The sequence below is a fragment of the Paraniabella ginsengisoli genome (assembly GCF_022513635.1).
Classification (GTDB): Bacteria; Bacteroidota; Bacteroidia; order Chitinophagales; family Chitinophagaceae; genus Niabella; species Niabella ginsengisoli.
On the sequence record NZ_JAKWBL010000001.1, the window covers coordinates 911,084 to 925,980 of the forward strand.

At 36.1% G+C, this 14,897-nt stretch carries 18 protein-coding genes and 1 tRNA gene; 12 read left to right on the top strand and 7 right to left on the bottom strand.

What is annotated here, in order from left to right; translation table 11 throughout:
* Positions 1–383 precede the first annotated feature (383 nt).
* From MKP09_RS05180 to MKP09_RS27255, 8 genes are all read left to right on the top strand, one after another.
* Positions 384–800, top strand: coding sequence for a hypothetical protein (locus MKP09_RS05180; protein ID WP_240826731.1), 417 nt, complete (start codon positions 384–386; stop codon positions 798–800).
* Positions 801–867: 67 nt separating this feature from the next.
* Positions 868–940, top strand: a tRNA-Ala gene (locus tag MKP09_RS05185).
* Between the two features lie 229 nt (positions 941–1,169).
* Positions 1,170–1,817 (top strand): TetR/AcrR family transcriptional regulator, encoded by a 648-nt coding sequence (locus tag MKP09_RS05190; RefSeq protein WP_240826732.1) that lies wholly within the window; start codon positions 1,170–1,172, stop codon positions 1,815–1,817.
* 181 nt (positions 1,818–1,998) lie between these two features.
* Positions 1,999–2,955 carry an aminotransferase class I/II-fold pyridoxal phosphate-dependent enzyme gene (locus MKP09_RS05195; RefSeq protein WP_240826733.1) on the top strand — a complete coding sequence of 319 codons (957 nt, stop codon included), beginning with the start codon at positions 1,999–2,001 and terminating at the stop codon, positions 2,953–2,955.
* Positions 2,956–2,984: 29 nt separating this feature from the next.
* Positions 2,985–3,263 (top strand): hypothetical protein, encoded by a 279-nt coding sequence (locus tag MKP09_RS05200; RefSeq protein ID WP_240826734.1) that lies wholly within the window; start codon positions 2,985–2,987, stop codon positions 3,261–3,263.
* A gap of 834 nt (positions 3,264–4,097) precedes the next feature.
* Positions 4,098–5,108: a TQO small subunit DoxD gene (locus MKP09_RS05205; protein WP_240826735.1), complete on the top strand. Its 1,011-nt coding sequence runs from the start codon at positions 4,098–4,100 to the stop codon at positions 5,106–5,108.
* A gap of 243 nt (positions 5,109–5,351) precedes the next feature.
* Positions 5,352–5,843, top strand: coding sequence for a PAS domain-containing protein (locus MKP09_RS05210; RefSeq protein WP_240826736.1), 492 nt, complete (start codon positions 5,352–5,354; stop codon positions 5,841–5,843).
* A complete protein-coding gene (locus tag MKP09_RS27255) occupies positions 5,840–6,544 on the top strand; it encodes a sensor histidine kinase (protein WP_317235253.1) in 705 nt (234 codons plus the stop codon). The genes MKP09_RS05210 and MKP09_RS27255 overlap by 4 nt, the downstream gene beginning before the upstream one ends.
* 59 nt (positions 6,545–6,603) lie before the next feature.
* Here the strand turns inward: MKP09_RS27255 and MKP09_RS05220 are convergent, their stop codons facing one another.
* The 4 genes from MKP09_RS05220 to bshB1 all read right to left on the bottom strand — a co-directional run bounded on the left by MKP09_RS05220 (position 6,604) and on the right by bshB1 (position 8,507).
* Positions 6,604–7,170: a fatty acid desaturase family protein gene (locus tag MKP09_RS05220; protein WP_262915255.1), complete on the bottom strand. Its 567-nt coding sequence runs from the start codon at positions 7,168–7,170 to the stop codon at positions 6,604–6,606.
* A gap of 80 nt (positions 7,171–7,250) precedes the next feature.
* Positions 7,251–7,685 carry a fatty acid desaturase family protein gene (locus tag MKP09_RS25480; protein ID WP_262915123.1) on the bottom strand — a complete coding sequence of 145 codons (435 nt, stop codon included), beginning with the start codon at positions 7,683–7,685 and terminating at the stop codon, positions 7,251–7,253.
* An 85-nt stretch (positions 7,686–7,770) separates the two neighbouring features.
* On the bottom strand, positions 7,771–8,052 hold the full coding sequence (locus MKP09_RS05225; protein ID WP_240829469.1) for a PIG-L deacetylase family protein: 282 nt from the start codon (positions 8,050–8,052) through the stop codon (positions 7,771–7,773).
* Positions 8,016–8,507 carry a bacillithiol biosynthesis deacetylase BshB1 gene (gene bshB1 / locus MKP09_RS05230; RefSeq protein ID WP_240826738.1) on the bottom strand — a complete coding sequence of 164 codons (492 nt, stop codon included), beginning with the start codon at positions 8,505–8,507 and terminating at the stop codon, positions 8,016–8,018. The genes MKP09_RS05225 and bshB1 overlap by 37 nt, the downstream gene beginning before the upstream one ends.
* Before the next feature lie 525 nt (positions 8,508–9,032).
* Between bshB1 and MKP09_RS05235 the strand changes: the two genes are divergently transcribed.
* Positions 9,033–10,169 carry a WG repeat-containing protein gene (locus MKP09_RS05235; RefSeq protein ID WP_240826739.1) on the top strand — a complete coding sequence of 379 codons (1,137 nt, stop codon included), beginning with the start codon at positions 9,033–9,035 and terminating at the stop codon, positions 10,167–10,169.
* Between the two features lie 120 nt (positions 10,170–10,289).
* Here MKP09_RS05235 and MKP09_RS05240 read toward each other — a convergent pair whose 3' ends face one another.
* Positions 10,290–10,892 carry a hypothetical protein gene (locus MKP09_RS05240; RefSeq protein ID WP_240826740.1) on the bottom strand — a complete coding sequence of 201 codons (603 nt, stop codon included), beginning with the start codon at positions 10,890–10,892 and terminating at the stop codon, positions 10,290–10,292.
* Positions 10,893–10,897: 5 nt separating this feature from the next.
* A complete protein-coding gene (locus MKP09_RS05245) occupies positions 10,898–11,506 on the bottom strand; it encodes a porin (RefSeq protein WP_240826741.1) in 609 nt (202 codons plus the stop codon).
* Between the two features lie 248 nt (positions 11,507–11,754).
* Here MKP09_RS05245 and MKP09_RS05250 point away from each other — a divergent pair, with 248 nt between their 5' ends.
* The 3 genes from MKP09_RS05250 to MKP09_RS05260 all read left to right on the top strand — a co-directional run bounded on the left by MKP09_RS05250 (position 11,755) and on the right by MKP09_RS05260 (position 14,629).
* Complete coding sequence (locus tag MKP09_RS05250) at positions 11,755–12,198, top strand: hypothetical protein (protein WP_240826742.1); 444 nt, start codon at positions 11,755–11,757, stop codon at positions 12,196–12,198.
* An 8-nt stretch (positions 12,199–12,206) separates the two neighbouring features.
* Complete coding sequence (locus MKP09_RS05255; RefSeq protein WP_240826743.1) at positions 12,207–13,955, top strand: alpha/beta hydrolase family protein; 1,749 nt, start codon at positions 12,207–12,209, stop codon at positions 13,953–13,955.
* 146 nt (positions 13,956–14,101) lie between these two features.
* Positions 14,102–14,629: a phage tail protein gene (locus MKP09_RS05260; protein WP_240826744.1), complete on the top strand. Its 528-nt coding sequence runs from the start codon at positions 14,102–14,104 to the stop codon at positions 14,627–14,629.
* An 11-nt stretch (positions 14,630–14,640) separates the two neighbouring features.
* On the opposite strand, the gene MKP09_RS27885 is transcribed toward MKP09_RS05260, so the two are convergent.
* Positions 14,641–14,895: a DUF4932 domain-containing protein gene (locus tag MKP09_RS27885; RefSeq protein ID WP_394801035.1), complete on the bottom strand. Its 255-nt coding sequence runs from the start codon at positions 14,893–14,895 to the stop codon at positions 14,641–14,643.
* Positions 14,896–14,897: the final 2 nt, after the last annotated feature.

Below are 14,897 nucleotides of genomic sequence, written 5' to 3' on the forward strand. Positions count from 1 at the left end.
ATTGTGACAAATTTTGCAGGCAACCTTTTTATTTAACTACTCAAACTAATTCCATGTTCGATATAAAAGACAAGTTAGATGACATTGTTGATAATGTAGAAGACATAGCGAAAACTTATTATCGACTATCGACTGTACGCATCGCGGACAAAGGAAGCAAACTAGGAGCTTCTTTAGTTCTCAGCTTTTTTTATTTGGCCTCTTTCTTTTTGCCATGTTTTTTGCCTGCCTTGGACTAAGCTGGTGGATCGGGCAAAAGTTAAATAATCAAATGCTGGGCTTCTTCATAGTAGCTGGCGGGTTGTTTTTAGTGTTATTAATAATTGTATTATTGAAAAAGAAGATTATAAACCTGATCAGAAACATTGTTATAAATAAAATTTATGGCTAAACCTAATATTGATAATTACGAAGATTTGATGGACGAGAAAGACCGTCTCAAATCCAGGCTGACAGAGAGTAAAGCGAATATAAAACAGGCCTTTGAAGGGATAAAGGATGAATTAAATCCTTTTGCTGCTGTAAAAGAAATGACACATGGCGCATTGCAGACAAGTACAACCAACCCGCTTGTTAAGTTTGGAATTAAAAGGGCCACGGAATTTTTAATAGGAAAAGTATTATTAAAACGTGCAGGGTGGCTGCCGCGATTAATAGTGCCGTTTGTGGTAAGAGAAATTGCGACACGAACAATTGGCGTAAAAGCTGATGAAAAAATTGCCAGCACACTTAGAAATACAGCCGATAAATTACGGGAGGTTGACATACCACAGCTTTCTAAAGGCAAAAAAGCTCAATAACTATTTCAGCAAAATCTTATTGGATAAATTAATTGTTTCCTTTAATTTCGCTCTCCACTAATTTAACGGGGATTAGCTCAGCTGGCTAGAGCGCTTGCATGGCATGCAAGAGGTCGTCGGTTCGACTCCGGTATCCTCCACCGAAGTAAAGGCTTTACATGATTGTAAAGCCTTTTTAGTTTATTTTCCCAATAAAATTTTATAGCTAATTATGCTTTAAAGTTGTTGAGTATTAGAATTATACCTTATAAAGCTCCACTACTTTGGTTAATAGGGGACTGGAGAAAATAAGGTGGGTGATCAGAAATACCTGGCTTGGCTTATATATCTTAGTTTAAATACTTTGATTCGAACACTTTATTTTACGTTATGAAAAGAAAAATACATAAAGGCGAAATTTATGATAAAGAGAGAACTAAAGGAAAACTGATAACTGCAGTCGGTAAAATCCTTGTTAAAGAAGGATACAAAAATATAAGAATTAATAAAATTGAAACGGTATCCGGTGTCTCCAAAAAATTAATTTATAAATACTTTGGAAATTTAGATGGCTTGATTAAAGCGTATCTTAATCAAGTAGACTTCTGGAAAATGGAAGAACAGAAGCTGACAGAAAATGAAGCACCCGTATTACCGGATATTACCGAAGCTTTCATGGCAAAACTTCTTAGAGATGATTTCGATTATCTGCAAAAATCCACTGAAATGCAAAAAATTATTCTGTGGGGCATTTCGGAGAAAAATAAAGCTATAAAAACCTTGTCTGATGAGCGGGAAGAACTAGGCGAGATAATATTGAATAAAGCAGATGAAATTTTTGAAGGAACCAATGTCGACTATCGGCCAACAGTTGCGATCTTTGTTGCCGCCATCTATTATACCATCCTTCATGCAAAATCGAATCGCAGCACAATGTGTGGCATTGATGTAACTACGCAGGAAGGTAGAGACAGAATTTTCAAAGCCCTGGAGCGTCTACTTGGCTTGACTTACAAATATTCAAACGTCGCTATATAAGTCCTCAACGCTCATCTATATTCAGATAGATAATAATGCTAGCCAGTATATGTTGCATCCTATACAATTAAACTTTTGCTTTAAATAAATTGTTACTATCCGGTGAAAAATAGTGCTACTTCTATTTGATTTCTTTCTAATTTTCAGTCCTGAATTTAACCGCTTTATGAATCACGAAACTTTGTTAAAAGCAATCGATCACTCTATTACTGAAGGAGTTGAAAAGGGTATATTACATCTGATTCAGGAAGGCAACTTGGCTATTAATAACACCATTGTTATTAATAGGTATCAGCTTCATAACTTTACATCATGCAGTTATTTAGGGCTTGAACATGATCCGCGCCTGAAGAATGCTGCAATTGATGCTATTAACAGGTTTGGAACACAATTCTCTGAATCCAGGGCCTATGTATCTTTAGAACTTTATGATGAATTAGAATCTTTGATGGGCCATATATTTGATGCACCTTGTCTTATAGCCCCGTCTACTACCTTGGCCCATCTTTCTGCTATACCCGTGTTACTTAATAGTGAGGATGCTGTTATCGTTGATCAGCAGCTACATAATTCTGTTTTGAGTGGGATTAATACTTTCAGAGCTAATTGGCCACTTCACTTTGAGGTGCTCAGACATAATCGAATCGATCTTTTGGAGGAGCGGATAAAAGTTTTGCAAAAAAGATTTAAGCGAGTTTGGTATTTTGCAGATGGCATTTATTCGATGTTTGGAGATCGCTTTCCTCTGAAGGATGTATTTACTTTTCTGAATAGATATCCTGCATTCTATGCATATATTGATGACGCTCACGGTATGAGTATTTTCGGCAGAAATGGAAGAGGCTTTGTTTTAGGTAATAAGCAGATACATCGTAAGATGATTGTTGCTTCTTCGATGGCGAAAGGTTTTGCGACTGGCGGCGGAATACTGGTATTTCCTGATAAAGAATTGGCAAGGAAAGTTAGAACTTGTGGCACAACCTTCAACTCTTCAGGACCTTTGCAACCGGCAATATTGGGAGCGGCAATCGCCTCTGCAAAAATTCACTTGACAGATGAGATATACGTTCTTCAGGATGAACTAACCAAAAGGATACAATATGCACGTGAACTATTTAAAAAACATCTCTACCGTTAATCTCAAATTACGACTCAGCTATTTTTTTCGTGGCAACTTCCAGAGCTGAATTGGCTTGTGAAATTGTTGAACAAATGATGAAAAGGGGATTTTTATTAAATCTGGGTATATTCCCTGCAGTATCTCATAAGCATTCTGGTGTCAGGTTTACCATCACTGTTCTACAATCATTCGAATGCATAGAGCAGATGGTAAATGCTTTAAATGAAGAGTTTGCTGACACCTTAAAGCGCCATCACTATTCTGTTGAGCAAATAAAAATTGCGTTCAAAACCATTGTTGATACTGGCTCTGCCTCAATGAATTAATAAAAGACAAGAAATATTTCTAACGATTGGCACACAATAAAGCACCCCCATCAAAAGGGGAGGTGCTTGGCGTTTCCAGATAAAGCTCACGGCGTGGTTTTTCATCAAACTAGCTTAAGGTCATTTATTCATCATAGGTTGATCAATAATTTTAATAATAGGTGAGCGAATATATCACTATTTGGTGATAAAATGAAAATGCTGAGATTGTTTTGTACATAACAAGTATTTTTCATTCGCACCGGACGAGTGCGAGATAATTGATCAAAAGCGAGGGTGTTGACAAGAAATGTAATAAAAAAAAACTATATGTACACAATGCATTTTAGCATCGCCAGCACTATACAAAAAATGGATATATTTGACATTCTTATAAAATGAAATATCGGTATAGTGATAGGTAATACAAAAAATATATTCATCAAAGCCACTACCTTTCTAATAGCTGTTTTGCTGTTCCTTCCCTGTTCAGCCAAAAGAGAGATCAAACAAATTCTTGATCTACCAATTGCCGATCTATCAATAAAAGTTAATAAAGCTCCTGCTTGTCATACATTTTTAAGAGCGAATTATGACAGAAGCTCAGCTGCATCATTTCACAAAAAAATGTTGACAAGTCTCTGCATGCGTTTGACCCTTTCAATTGGCAAAACTCGAAAATTGGCTATATCGAATTAGCTTTTTCTGAAAACGATTATGCTAGATCAGTCCTTATTTATATCCTTCACCAGCAATATCTGATTTGATTTTTGATTGATTGAATCTGTAACTCCAATAACGATACTTATTGGCGGTTTCAGATGCATCAAATTATCTAATTTCAAATCCATAAGAATGGAAAAAAATACATATTTGAATCAGGGGTTATATACCCTGGCATTACGCTTGGTGGTAGGTTGGACTTATTTCTCAGCTTTCTGGAGAAGATTAATCTTAGAAAATAAACTCAACCCGGACGAGGCCGGATATATCGGCGAAAAATTCAATCATTTTCTGCCAAACGCATTGGGTATAAAACCCATTATAGAATATTTGGTATCTAGCCCTGATGCACTTTGGTGGGCTATGAGCATTTTTACGATCGTCGAAGGGATAGCAGGCTTATTATTCATATTCGGTTTATTTACCCGTCTGATGAGCATTGTTGTATTTAGCTTAGCCTTCGGTATTCTCCTGGCATCCGGCTGGCTGGGAACCACTTGTTTGGATGAATGGCAGATTGGCGTACTTGGTGTAGCTGCCGGGTTTACAGTTTTTCTTTCTGGCGGTGGGCAATATTCCCTGGATGCTTATTTTATAAAGAAAAAGCTTTTTACAGGGAGTAAGTGGTTTAAGCTTTTAGGTTCAGGGATGTTACCACTTGAAGGCAAAGGGTTACGTATGACTGTTCTGACAGGTTCTATTTTAATTTTAGGATTAACCTTATTTACGAATCAATACTTTCATGGCGGCGTATATGGAAAGCTGCACAATCTTTCCGTTCGTCCACACGTCGACATTAGCAATACATATATTAAAGGTAATACTTTATCATTCACCGTTTTTCGGGACGAGGGAGCAGATGTGTATGGCTCTTTTCTTATCGGTATAAAATTGGCCGATAAAGAAGGTAATATTGTTTTCGGACAGAAACAAGAACACCTTTCGAAATTAACAACTGGTCATATAAAGAATGCATATGTTGCTAAGGTGAAACCTGGCAAGCATAGCTTAATACTGCCCTTGGGGGCCAAAGCAACGATTCAGTTTATCGATGAAAAATTCAGCTTTTTACAAGGAAGTTATACTTTGGAGTTGGTGGACATAAGCGGAATTACATGGAAGGAAAGTGTAGAAGTCAATTAACGACCCTTAAAAATTTTGATAGTGTAATTATAAATTAAACGAGTTTTACATTCGTATGATTTTTCATGAAAGGATAGTCGTTTTTATCATTGTGAATCAATTGATAAAGGGCGTAAGAGCGGAGACATTGTTAAAATCTTGAATAATTTGCGCTAATTTATTATTTTTATTTAACCGCTATTCATTCTGATAGCAGATGCATGAAAACCATACCTCTTTATTTAGAACGGGACAATAATATGTATGAATAACACAGAACCTCTAAATGACCTACATCATAAAATTGCAGATTTAATAAGGGCGGATAATATTTTCAGTTTGCTTAGTCAATCATCGTTGAAAAATGAAACGATGATTGATACAAACGGAGAAAGTTTGCTCTATATTATTTTAAATAATATGGGTGATTCTGTTTTTGTAAAAGATCAAGATAGCACTCTGCTGTTAGTTAATGATGCTTTTTGTAATATGTTCGAATTGTCGCGAGGGCAAATAATCGGTCAGAAATTATTAGAAAATGTTTTGCCGCATGAAAAGGACTCCTTCCTGGAAATAGACAGGCATGTTCTGGCAACAGGTATAGAAAGTATTAAGGAAGAGTCTTTAACCCTCAGTAGTGGCGTTACCCGGATCATTTCAACACGTAAATCTAGGTTTTTCGATGCTAGCGGAAAAAGATTTCTTATTGGCGTTGTTCGCGATGTTACAGAGCAAAAAAAGCAGAGGATATTATAAAGAAAAGTGAAGCGCAGTTTAAGGAGCTTAATGCTACAAAAGATACGCTTTTATCTATCATTGCTCATGACTTGAGAAACCCGATTTATAACATCCAGTTATTATCGAAATTATTATTAGAACCCACGGAAAATCTAAATCAGGACGATGCAGGGGAGTATTTGGGACTGATACATACAACGGCTGAAAATACATTTTCGTTACTCGATAACCTTTTGGAGTGGACTAAATCCCAAACAGGGCAACTTGTTTATCGTCCACATAAGGTCAATCTGGCCCAGGTTATAAAAGACATAGTAATCTCATCTGATTCTATCGCACAAATAAAGGATATTGACCTGTCTTCAATCACTGTTCCCAACATGGAAATTTATACTGATGATAAAATATTAAAAACCATTTTGAGAAATCTGGTTTCTAATGCCATTAAATTTACAGGTGAAGGAGGTAAAGTAACGATCTTCACAATTATGGCCGAGGATTGGGTCGAAATAATTGTATCAGATAATGGTATTGGTATAAGTGAAAACAATCAGGAACATCTGTTTGGAAGTATGTCGTCCTTGTCCTCAACTAATACAGGTTTTGGTCTGGTTATATGCAAAGAATTTGTAGAAAAACTTGGTGGCAGAATATGGGTTGAAAGTGTGCCTGGTAAAGGAAGCGACTTCAAATTTACTTTACCTTTTAAACTAAGTTAATATCACAACTTAATGCTGTAAATCGCTGATATTTTCATCTTCTCTTCTGAAAGTAAAATTTAATGGCTAAAGCTGGGATAACTAAGTTGCTTTAAATAAGCTACATGTGAAACAACAGCGTCTTTCACTTTCTTATATTCAATATACCCTACATTAAATTCTTCGCAGGTACTTTTAATGATCTTATTAATTTTGGGATAATGTATGTGTGAGATTTTAGGAAAAAGATGATGTTCTACCTGGAAGTTTAACCCGCCCATAAACCAGCAAGCTAACCTGTTTTTGGTAGCAAAATTGGCTGTTGTTTTTAACTGGTGTACAGCCCATTCATCATCGATCTTATTAGTTTCTATGTTTGGAACAGGAAAATGAGTATGCTCAACAGTATGTGCTAATTGAAATACGATGCTTAAAACAAAGCCGGCAAACAATCCGTAGCATACAAATCCAATTGCCCAAGTACCAACACCCACAGTTATTATTGGAACAACAATAAATAACACAATATGCAATAGCTTAAATCCCCAAAAGGTAAGATGGTCTTTCGTTGTCATTTTCTTTAAAGGAATAGTTCCTACTTTTTTTGTGAAGTATTTTTTATAATCAGTAAAAAATATCCAAAACAGATAAAGTAGCGAGTAGGCAAACCAAAAATAAAGATGCTGATATTTATGAAATTTATGGTATTTCTGTGTTTCACAAAGCCTTAAAAAGGTTTTGCGTCAATATCATCGTCAATGCCATCTATATTGGTATAAGCATGATGAATTACATTATGTTTCATCTTCCACATAAAAGTGTTAGCCCCTAAAAAGTTTAATGAGGATGCCGCAATAGTATTTACCCAGGGTTTGCTGCTAAAACTTCCGTGCGCACCATCGTGCATTATATTAAAGCCAATTGCTGATGTGAAAAGGCTTAAGAGTAAACACTCAAATATAGCCCATCCGGCAGGTGGCGTAAAAAATACAAGGTGTACATATAAAGCGATAAACCCAACAACCAAGAACAAAGCTTTGGAATAAAGCCTTATATTGCCTGTGCCTGGTTTACCTTGCTGCTTAAAATAATCATTAATACGCGTTTTTAAAACGGTATGAAATGATGGAGCGGGAGGCGTGGCAAACTTAGGTATTGACATTAAATTAAATTCGTTTGTTGTTTAGGTTGCAAAGGTAACCAATTACATCGGCGATCAATGTAAAAAAGTGTAAAACTCTTAATAATCAGGTTTCTTGTAAAATGAGGGCATCTAGGTTGTTAAGGCCAATATGTTTTTGGCTCATATAAGCTTCGGCATATTTTACACCAATACGCTTCCCCATCATTCTCATTCTGGCCAAAAGGCTATCCTTAAAATCAGGAGTTGAGATATACGTTTGGGGTCCTTCGGCACCACTTTCGTTAGTGTGAAACTGGGTTGTGTATGCTTCTATTGCTTTCATTTTCAGATCAACAACATCGCTCACATCTATAAGCAGTTGAGGCTCATGGTACCAATCCTGCATATATTGCAAAAAGTACCGTGGGCGCCACTTTTTTGGGTATTACCTTCGTCATCTTTCGTTTCTATTTTAGCCAAACCGGATAAAAAGCAGGCGTCACTAATCAGGTTTCCCGCTCTTCCGTGATCGGGGTGGCGATCAATCAATACATTTCCTAAAATAATATCTGGCTGGTATTTGCGGATAGCTTTTACCAATAATAACTGATGTTCTTCATCATTTTTAAAGAAACCATCCCTCATTTTCAGGTTTTTCCGAGCGGAAACTCCCAATATTTTGGCGGCAGCTGCAGCCTCAGCATACCTGGTTTCAATAGTTCCCCTAGTTCCTAATTCTCCTTGGGTGAGGTCAATTATTCCGGCTTTTTTGCCGTTCTGAATTTCTTTTATTAAGGTGCCGGCACAGCCCAGTTCTACATCATCGGGATGTACACCAATTGCGAGTATGTCAAGTTTCATGTATGTGTTTTACCTGAATATTGGTACAAAGAACAAATATAATTTGCAAAAAGTTTAAGTGCTGCCATAATCATTTTAAGACCCTTTTCAGCATTTTGTCGAATATTTCCGTTGATTCATCGAAATAGGCGTCATTTTTAAATTACGCAAGCTTTATTTACAAAAAAATTATGAACGTAAAATATTTGCCCTTTTCATTTATAGTTCTCTTTTTACCAATTTTCTGTTTGGCGCAGACAATTCCCCAAAAATATGAAAAAGTATGATGCCAATGTGATGGATGGATTTGCGATTTTGACTTCAAAAAAACGGCCACCGAGAAAATTGTAATAGATGCGAATGGAGCAGAAATAATCGCATTTGATAAGAAAAAGCCCTTGATTTTTGAAATGAATAATGGAAAACTACTTTACGCAAATAATGTTAAAGGCTTTAATGACGGGGAGGCTTTATCTCTGCTGAATATTTTGATGTTGAAGTAATCGATTTGGCTACACGGCAAATAGAAAAAAGGATTTTACTGTTTTGGCTCATTATTATGATAATGCAAATTTTGTAATTGTAAAGTCAAACAACCTGTTGGGCGCACTCGATAAAAATAATGCACTTATTGTACCTCAAGAATTTTCTAATATAATGCCATTAGACGCTAATGGTAAACACTATCTGTTTTTAACAACGAATAAAGAATACTTTATTGCAGATAGTCTTGGCAAAAATATACTCCCTAAAAATTTTGTATATACTAAGCAGGAACCTACGGTTGATTTTGTAAAAGACAACACAATTTTAGGATCTTTTGACGGCAGTAATTTTGGCATTTATAACTTCATTGATAAAACAGAAATAGTTCCTTTTGAATTTGAGGAGGCCGGCTTTGTGAAAAATGAGTATTACCGGGTAAAGAAAAACGGTGTTTACGGTTTGTACGGTAGTAAGGAGCATAAAATGCTATTACCTTTTGAACAAGGAGCTACTTATGTAAACACCGTTTTTAACACTAATGATAAATTATTTATTGTTTTTGAAAAAGAAATTGGCGGAAAAGGAAAGACGAATATTTATGAGGATGGTAAACTACTGTTTGAAGAGCGCTACGCAGTTAAAAGTATTGATTATGGTTTTGATTTTCCTTTTATCACCGGCCGCATTGATGATGACACACACTTTGTTTATGATTGCAATGCCCGCCGGATGATTATGTACGGATTGCCGTATATACAAAATTTTAACGAAATATATTATTTAGATGAACAGAAGGAGCATATTGTTATTCCAGCTATAATTGATCCTGAAAAAGTTAACGGGCGTAAAATTCCCTATATAATGCTGGCCAATACAAAGGGGGAAATAGTTGCAGGTTTTCAGGCACAACAAAAATTCAGGAGGGTTGATCTTTCGGGCAGTAGCAAACCTATTTTTCTATGCGCACACAACAATAATGTTGGAGAATCTTTTACTGATATAAGGTTCAACTCTCAGGAAATAATTGCAAGTGTTCCCACAAATACATCAGATGTGAACAATGTGAAAATTGTTGATAATCGCATTGTATTATTATTAGAAGCAGGCAGGCCGTTTGAAATAAAAGCTAAAGGAACAGTGAGCGGAGGGAAGATTTTAATAGATGCGGACGGTAATATTGATTATTCAACGCCGTAATGGTAATATAAAATCACTTCTGCCAAATTGAGAAAAGGAAGAGAAAGGTTCAGAACTTTCGACTTCCTTTTATATTACAAATTCAGAAGGAGTATTTTAACAATACAATTGATTATAGTGTTATATACCAATCTCTATTTGTATCATTCCGTTTAACCGGTTTTCGAAGGGATCATCTAACTCTTCTGAATTTCCGATGCGATCATCAAGTCCCAGATACCCTTGTATTTTAAATTTATGTTTATTAAAATAATGGGAGTAACCAATTGCCTTTGTTCTTAATAAATATTGATAAGGAGCCAGATCGTCGTGTGGCTTTACCTGGGTGTAACGTGCTACTATTTCATCTTTCTTAGAGACCATTTTACTTCCTTGTAAATTGATAGCCGTACCTGCTGGCATAGTTAAAAAAATAAGTCTGTCGTCAGGCCTTGAACTAAAATCTGTAACTGAAAAATCATCAACTTTTCTGTCATAATATTCTCCCAGAAATGCCCAGCCATTGTATTTAAATACACCATCAACCATTATTGTTCGGATATTAGCGGACAATTTTTCATCCTCATCATAAGCGCTCACCATTGGTTTACCCAACTGGCCGCCCGTTCTGGTTGTTTTGAAATTTTTTGTATAAGTGAACCCAAGCGAAACTTTTGGAGTTTCTTCAAAATCAAGATCTCCTTCGAAATAGTCACCTTTGTTTTTGAAATAACCAAAGGGCATGTATTCTACACGCCGGTATAGGCAAGCCCATCATCAGTTTTAAGTTGGCCACGGCCTTCTCCTGTAGAAATAGCGGTACGTAATTGTATCACATGTTTCTTTATTTCAAAATCACGGTCCACAAAAATCCCAAAGTCCCGGTCAACGGTAAATTCTCCATTAGCAATAGAACGATCAGGCATTTGTAACTCGCCAGATGAATTGACACGCTCACGATTTCCGGGTAGTTTAGTTTGGCCCATACCGAATGACCAAAAGCTGTTAGGCTTATAATAAAAAACGGCATCCCGAACAATTTGCGGTGCACCACTTTCCAGGTCCATATCGCGGTTGGCAAAACTTAGCTGTATTTTATACTCAAGTTTAGGTGAAAGTAAATGGCCTTCAAATCTTAAACGCATCCTTCTTACAATAGCTTCAAAGCCTGGTTCATTCTCATCGTCCAACCTGCTAAAATAGCCCGCTCTTAGCTGGGTTCTAAATCGAAAGTTTAAAAGGAAATTTTCACCTTTTTTAAACTGTAAGCCTTTATCATTGAATTCAACCGTCGTTTTTTCTTTTGCAATACTATCGGTAGAGGTATCCTGAGCGTTGGCGCAAGTTGCAAAAAGCACACTAAGTCCTAATATTATCTTTTTATTAAAAATCATCGTGCGCAAAGAAACGAAGAAATACTGATTTTGAATATAAGTGCTCTGCTACTTGTTATATTGTTGTAATATTCACTATGTATTTGAGTTATAACATTTTCGTTTAAGAAAGCTGATATAATTAAAAAAATGTTTTCTAAACAAATTGAAAAAGAGCTGCTAATTTTACTGTATTATCCTTACAGGGATCGTTTTATAGCCCAATACTACCAATGCTACACAAAACCAAATTACGGCTGAAGCAACATGCTGAAAAAAGTCTCGAAATTTTAAACAGATCATCTCTGGGTGCCTTGGTAGCTGCCATGGTAGCCGCGCTTATTTGCATTTTATATTTGGGAAGTGTTATAAGAACCGGATTACCTTTTATTATTGATCTGATCATTGTAATACTAAGCTCTTTATTATTAACAGTATTGATTTTTGGCTTATCGTACTATTTATACAGGTTTATACGTAAGGTTAACAAGTATATTATTATTGCTATAATCGGAACTTTTGTGCTAACGGCTATATTGCCGGATGAAAAGTTTAATCGACCTTTTTTTTTTTTAGAACTGATTTGCGGTATTCTGATTGGCATTGGCCTTAATAGAAGAGCCAGCGGAAAAGAGCGGCTGGTTTTGCTTTTTTGGCAGTTAGTATTAATGTCGTAATATTTTTAATGCTATTTAGCAAAGGTGTTAATCATGCTGTGCCGGTGTCGGAAAAATACTGGCAACAAAATATACCTGTTCCGCAGAAAGCAGAGGACCCGATGCAAAAACGAATTTACAAAGTGGCGCGGATGTTTTATGGTTCGGGTACAGATAAGCAACGCGCTGAATACAGTAAGAATATATCATTGAAGACAGATCCTGTTGACGGTTCAGCATTTCTTCAACCTTTATCGGCAGTAAAATCTTACCTAAGAAAATCTTACTGGGGATTTGGCACAGAGAATTTACCCCTTAATGGCAGCGTATGGTATCCCGAACAAAAAGGCAATTTTCCGCTGGTGGTATTTGTGCATGGAAATCATTTAATGTCGGATTACTCAGACCAGGGTTATGAATATATGGGAGAGTTACTGGCGAGTAAAGGCTTTATCGTAGTATCTATTGATGAGAACTTTTTGAATGAAAGCTGGTTTGATGATTTTTGGTTTGGCGAAATGAATACACGCGCCTGGCTTATTTTAAAGCATCTGGAATATTGGCGAAAATGGAACAATACTCAGGGAAACCCATTTCAGGGAAAGGTAGACATGAACAATATTTGTTTAGTTGGTCATTCAAGAGGAGCTGACGCAGTTGCAATTGCTCTGGCTTTAAACAAAATGGACAGGTACCCATTTAATGGAAGCATCAGTTTTAATTTTAATTTTTCTATCAAAAGCATTGTTCAGATTGCACCTGCCGGTAGACAGGCCAAGGGGATTGAATTTCCTTTAAAACTTAAGAATGTAAATTATTTGCTTCTTCATGGAAGCCATGACCAGGACGTTTATTATTGTGCCGGTGTAAAAATGTATAACCGCATTAAGTTTGATTCATCTCAAAATTATCTGAAAGCAATATTATACATATATAAGGCAAATCACGGACAGTTTAATACTGCATGGGGAGTAAAGGATAAAAGATTCCCCAACCAGTATTTTGTAAATTCAGCAACATTGCTAAACGGAGAGGATCAACGAAAGATTGCGGATATTTACATTTCTGCGTTTTTACATGCTACACTTCAAGGGCAGAAACAATATATTCCTTTATTGAAAGATTGTAGAAATGGCTTCGACTTCTTACCCAAAAATTATTACATTAATCAGTACGAAGACAATTCATTTAAATACTTTGCCGATTTTGAGGAAGACCAGGATCTGCTAACGGCCAGTTTGCCAGGCTGTTCAATAGAAACAACAGGACTAAAAAAATGGTCGGAAAAGGTATTGCCGCTTAGAAATGGTGAAGAGTTTGGGCAGGAAAACGTTGGCGCATTTCTGGAGTGGGCATATAAGAAAAATAATAAGCGTTATCCTTATTATGCGGTAAATGTATCAGACACTGCATTAAATAGATCTTCATTAAACACTGCAAAAGGACTTTTCTTTTTTGTTAGCAATAACAGTGACCAAATTAATCAGGTTAATTTTTCTATTCAGATAAAAACGAAAAATTGTGTGGTGACGAAAACACTTACTGATTTTTATGTAATGGCGCCGTTGTTAAAAACAGAACTTGCCAAATGGAACTACCTGCCTGACCTTAGAAAGAATATGCCAGTTGAAAGGGTTTTACAATTTGTACAGTTGCCTTTTTCGACCTTCAAAAATATTGATCCCCACTTTGAGCCAGATCAAATACAACAGATCAGATTCATATTTGACAAACAACCAGAAGGGGCGATCATTGTTGATCGTATTGGATTTAATTAATGAAGCATCTAATTCCTTTACTTGTTGCAATTTATTTTGACAGAAAGAGAAAAATAACAGCCCCATAAATGCGGTATTTTTTGATATAATCAAACGATTTACTTTTAGATGTTACAGAGATTATATCATCTAAGCACCCAAAAGTTATGGCAAAATTTACAGTGAATCCAACGAGGTTTGATCCGTATAAAAATTTAAAGTTCCGTGTAAAATGGGATGGAAAATATGTCGCAGGTGTAAGCAAAATAAGCGGACTTACTAAAATAACGGAAGTTGTAGAATTCAGAGATGGCGGAGAACCCAATAATGTAAGAAAAAGTCCTGGCAAAACTGATTATGCGCCGATCATCCTGGAAAGGGGTGTAACACATGATCTGGAGTTTGAGCGATGGGCTAATAAGGTTTGGAATCTCGGCTCAGGATTAGGCGCTGAAGTTTCTTTAAAAGATTTCAGAAAGGATATACTTATTGAACTATATAACGAAGCAGGGCAACTGGTAATCGTTTATAAAATATACAGATGCTGGGTTTCAGAGTATCAGGCATTGCCAGATTTAGACGCTAATTCCACAAGTGTTGCAATAGAACATATTAAAATTGAAAACGAAGGCTGGGTAAGGGATTACGACATTCAGGAACCGGCTGAGCCAAGTTTTATAAATCCGCTGAAATAAGATATGATGATTCACTTTACCGTTTCCTGCAATTTCAATAAAGCTGGTATATTGTTAGATGCATCAACAAATCCTTGAATTAAGTTGGGATAGAACGATTCTAGCGTAGGATATTTTTTTCTATTGTTGTTATACTCAGCAATGAGTTCGACAAATGCCGGCATCCACAGAAATGATTTTTCTATTTCTTTATTTATTGCTAAATCTATTTCGCTTTGTGAAGCGTGATGATCTTTTAAATATTGTATGGCACAGGCTCTTACTATTG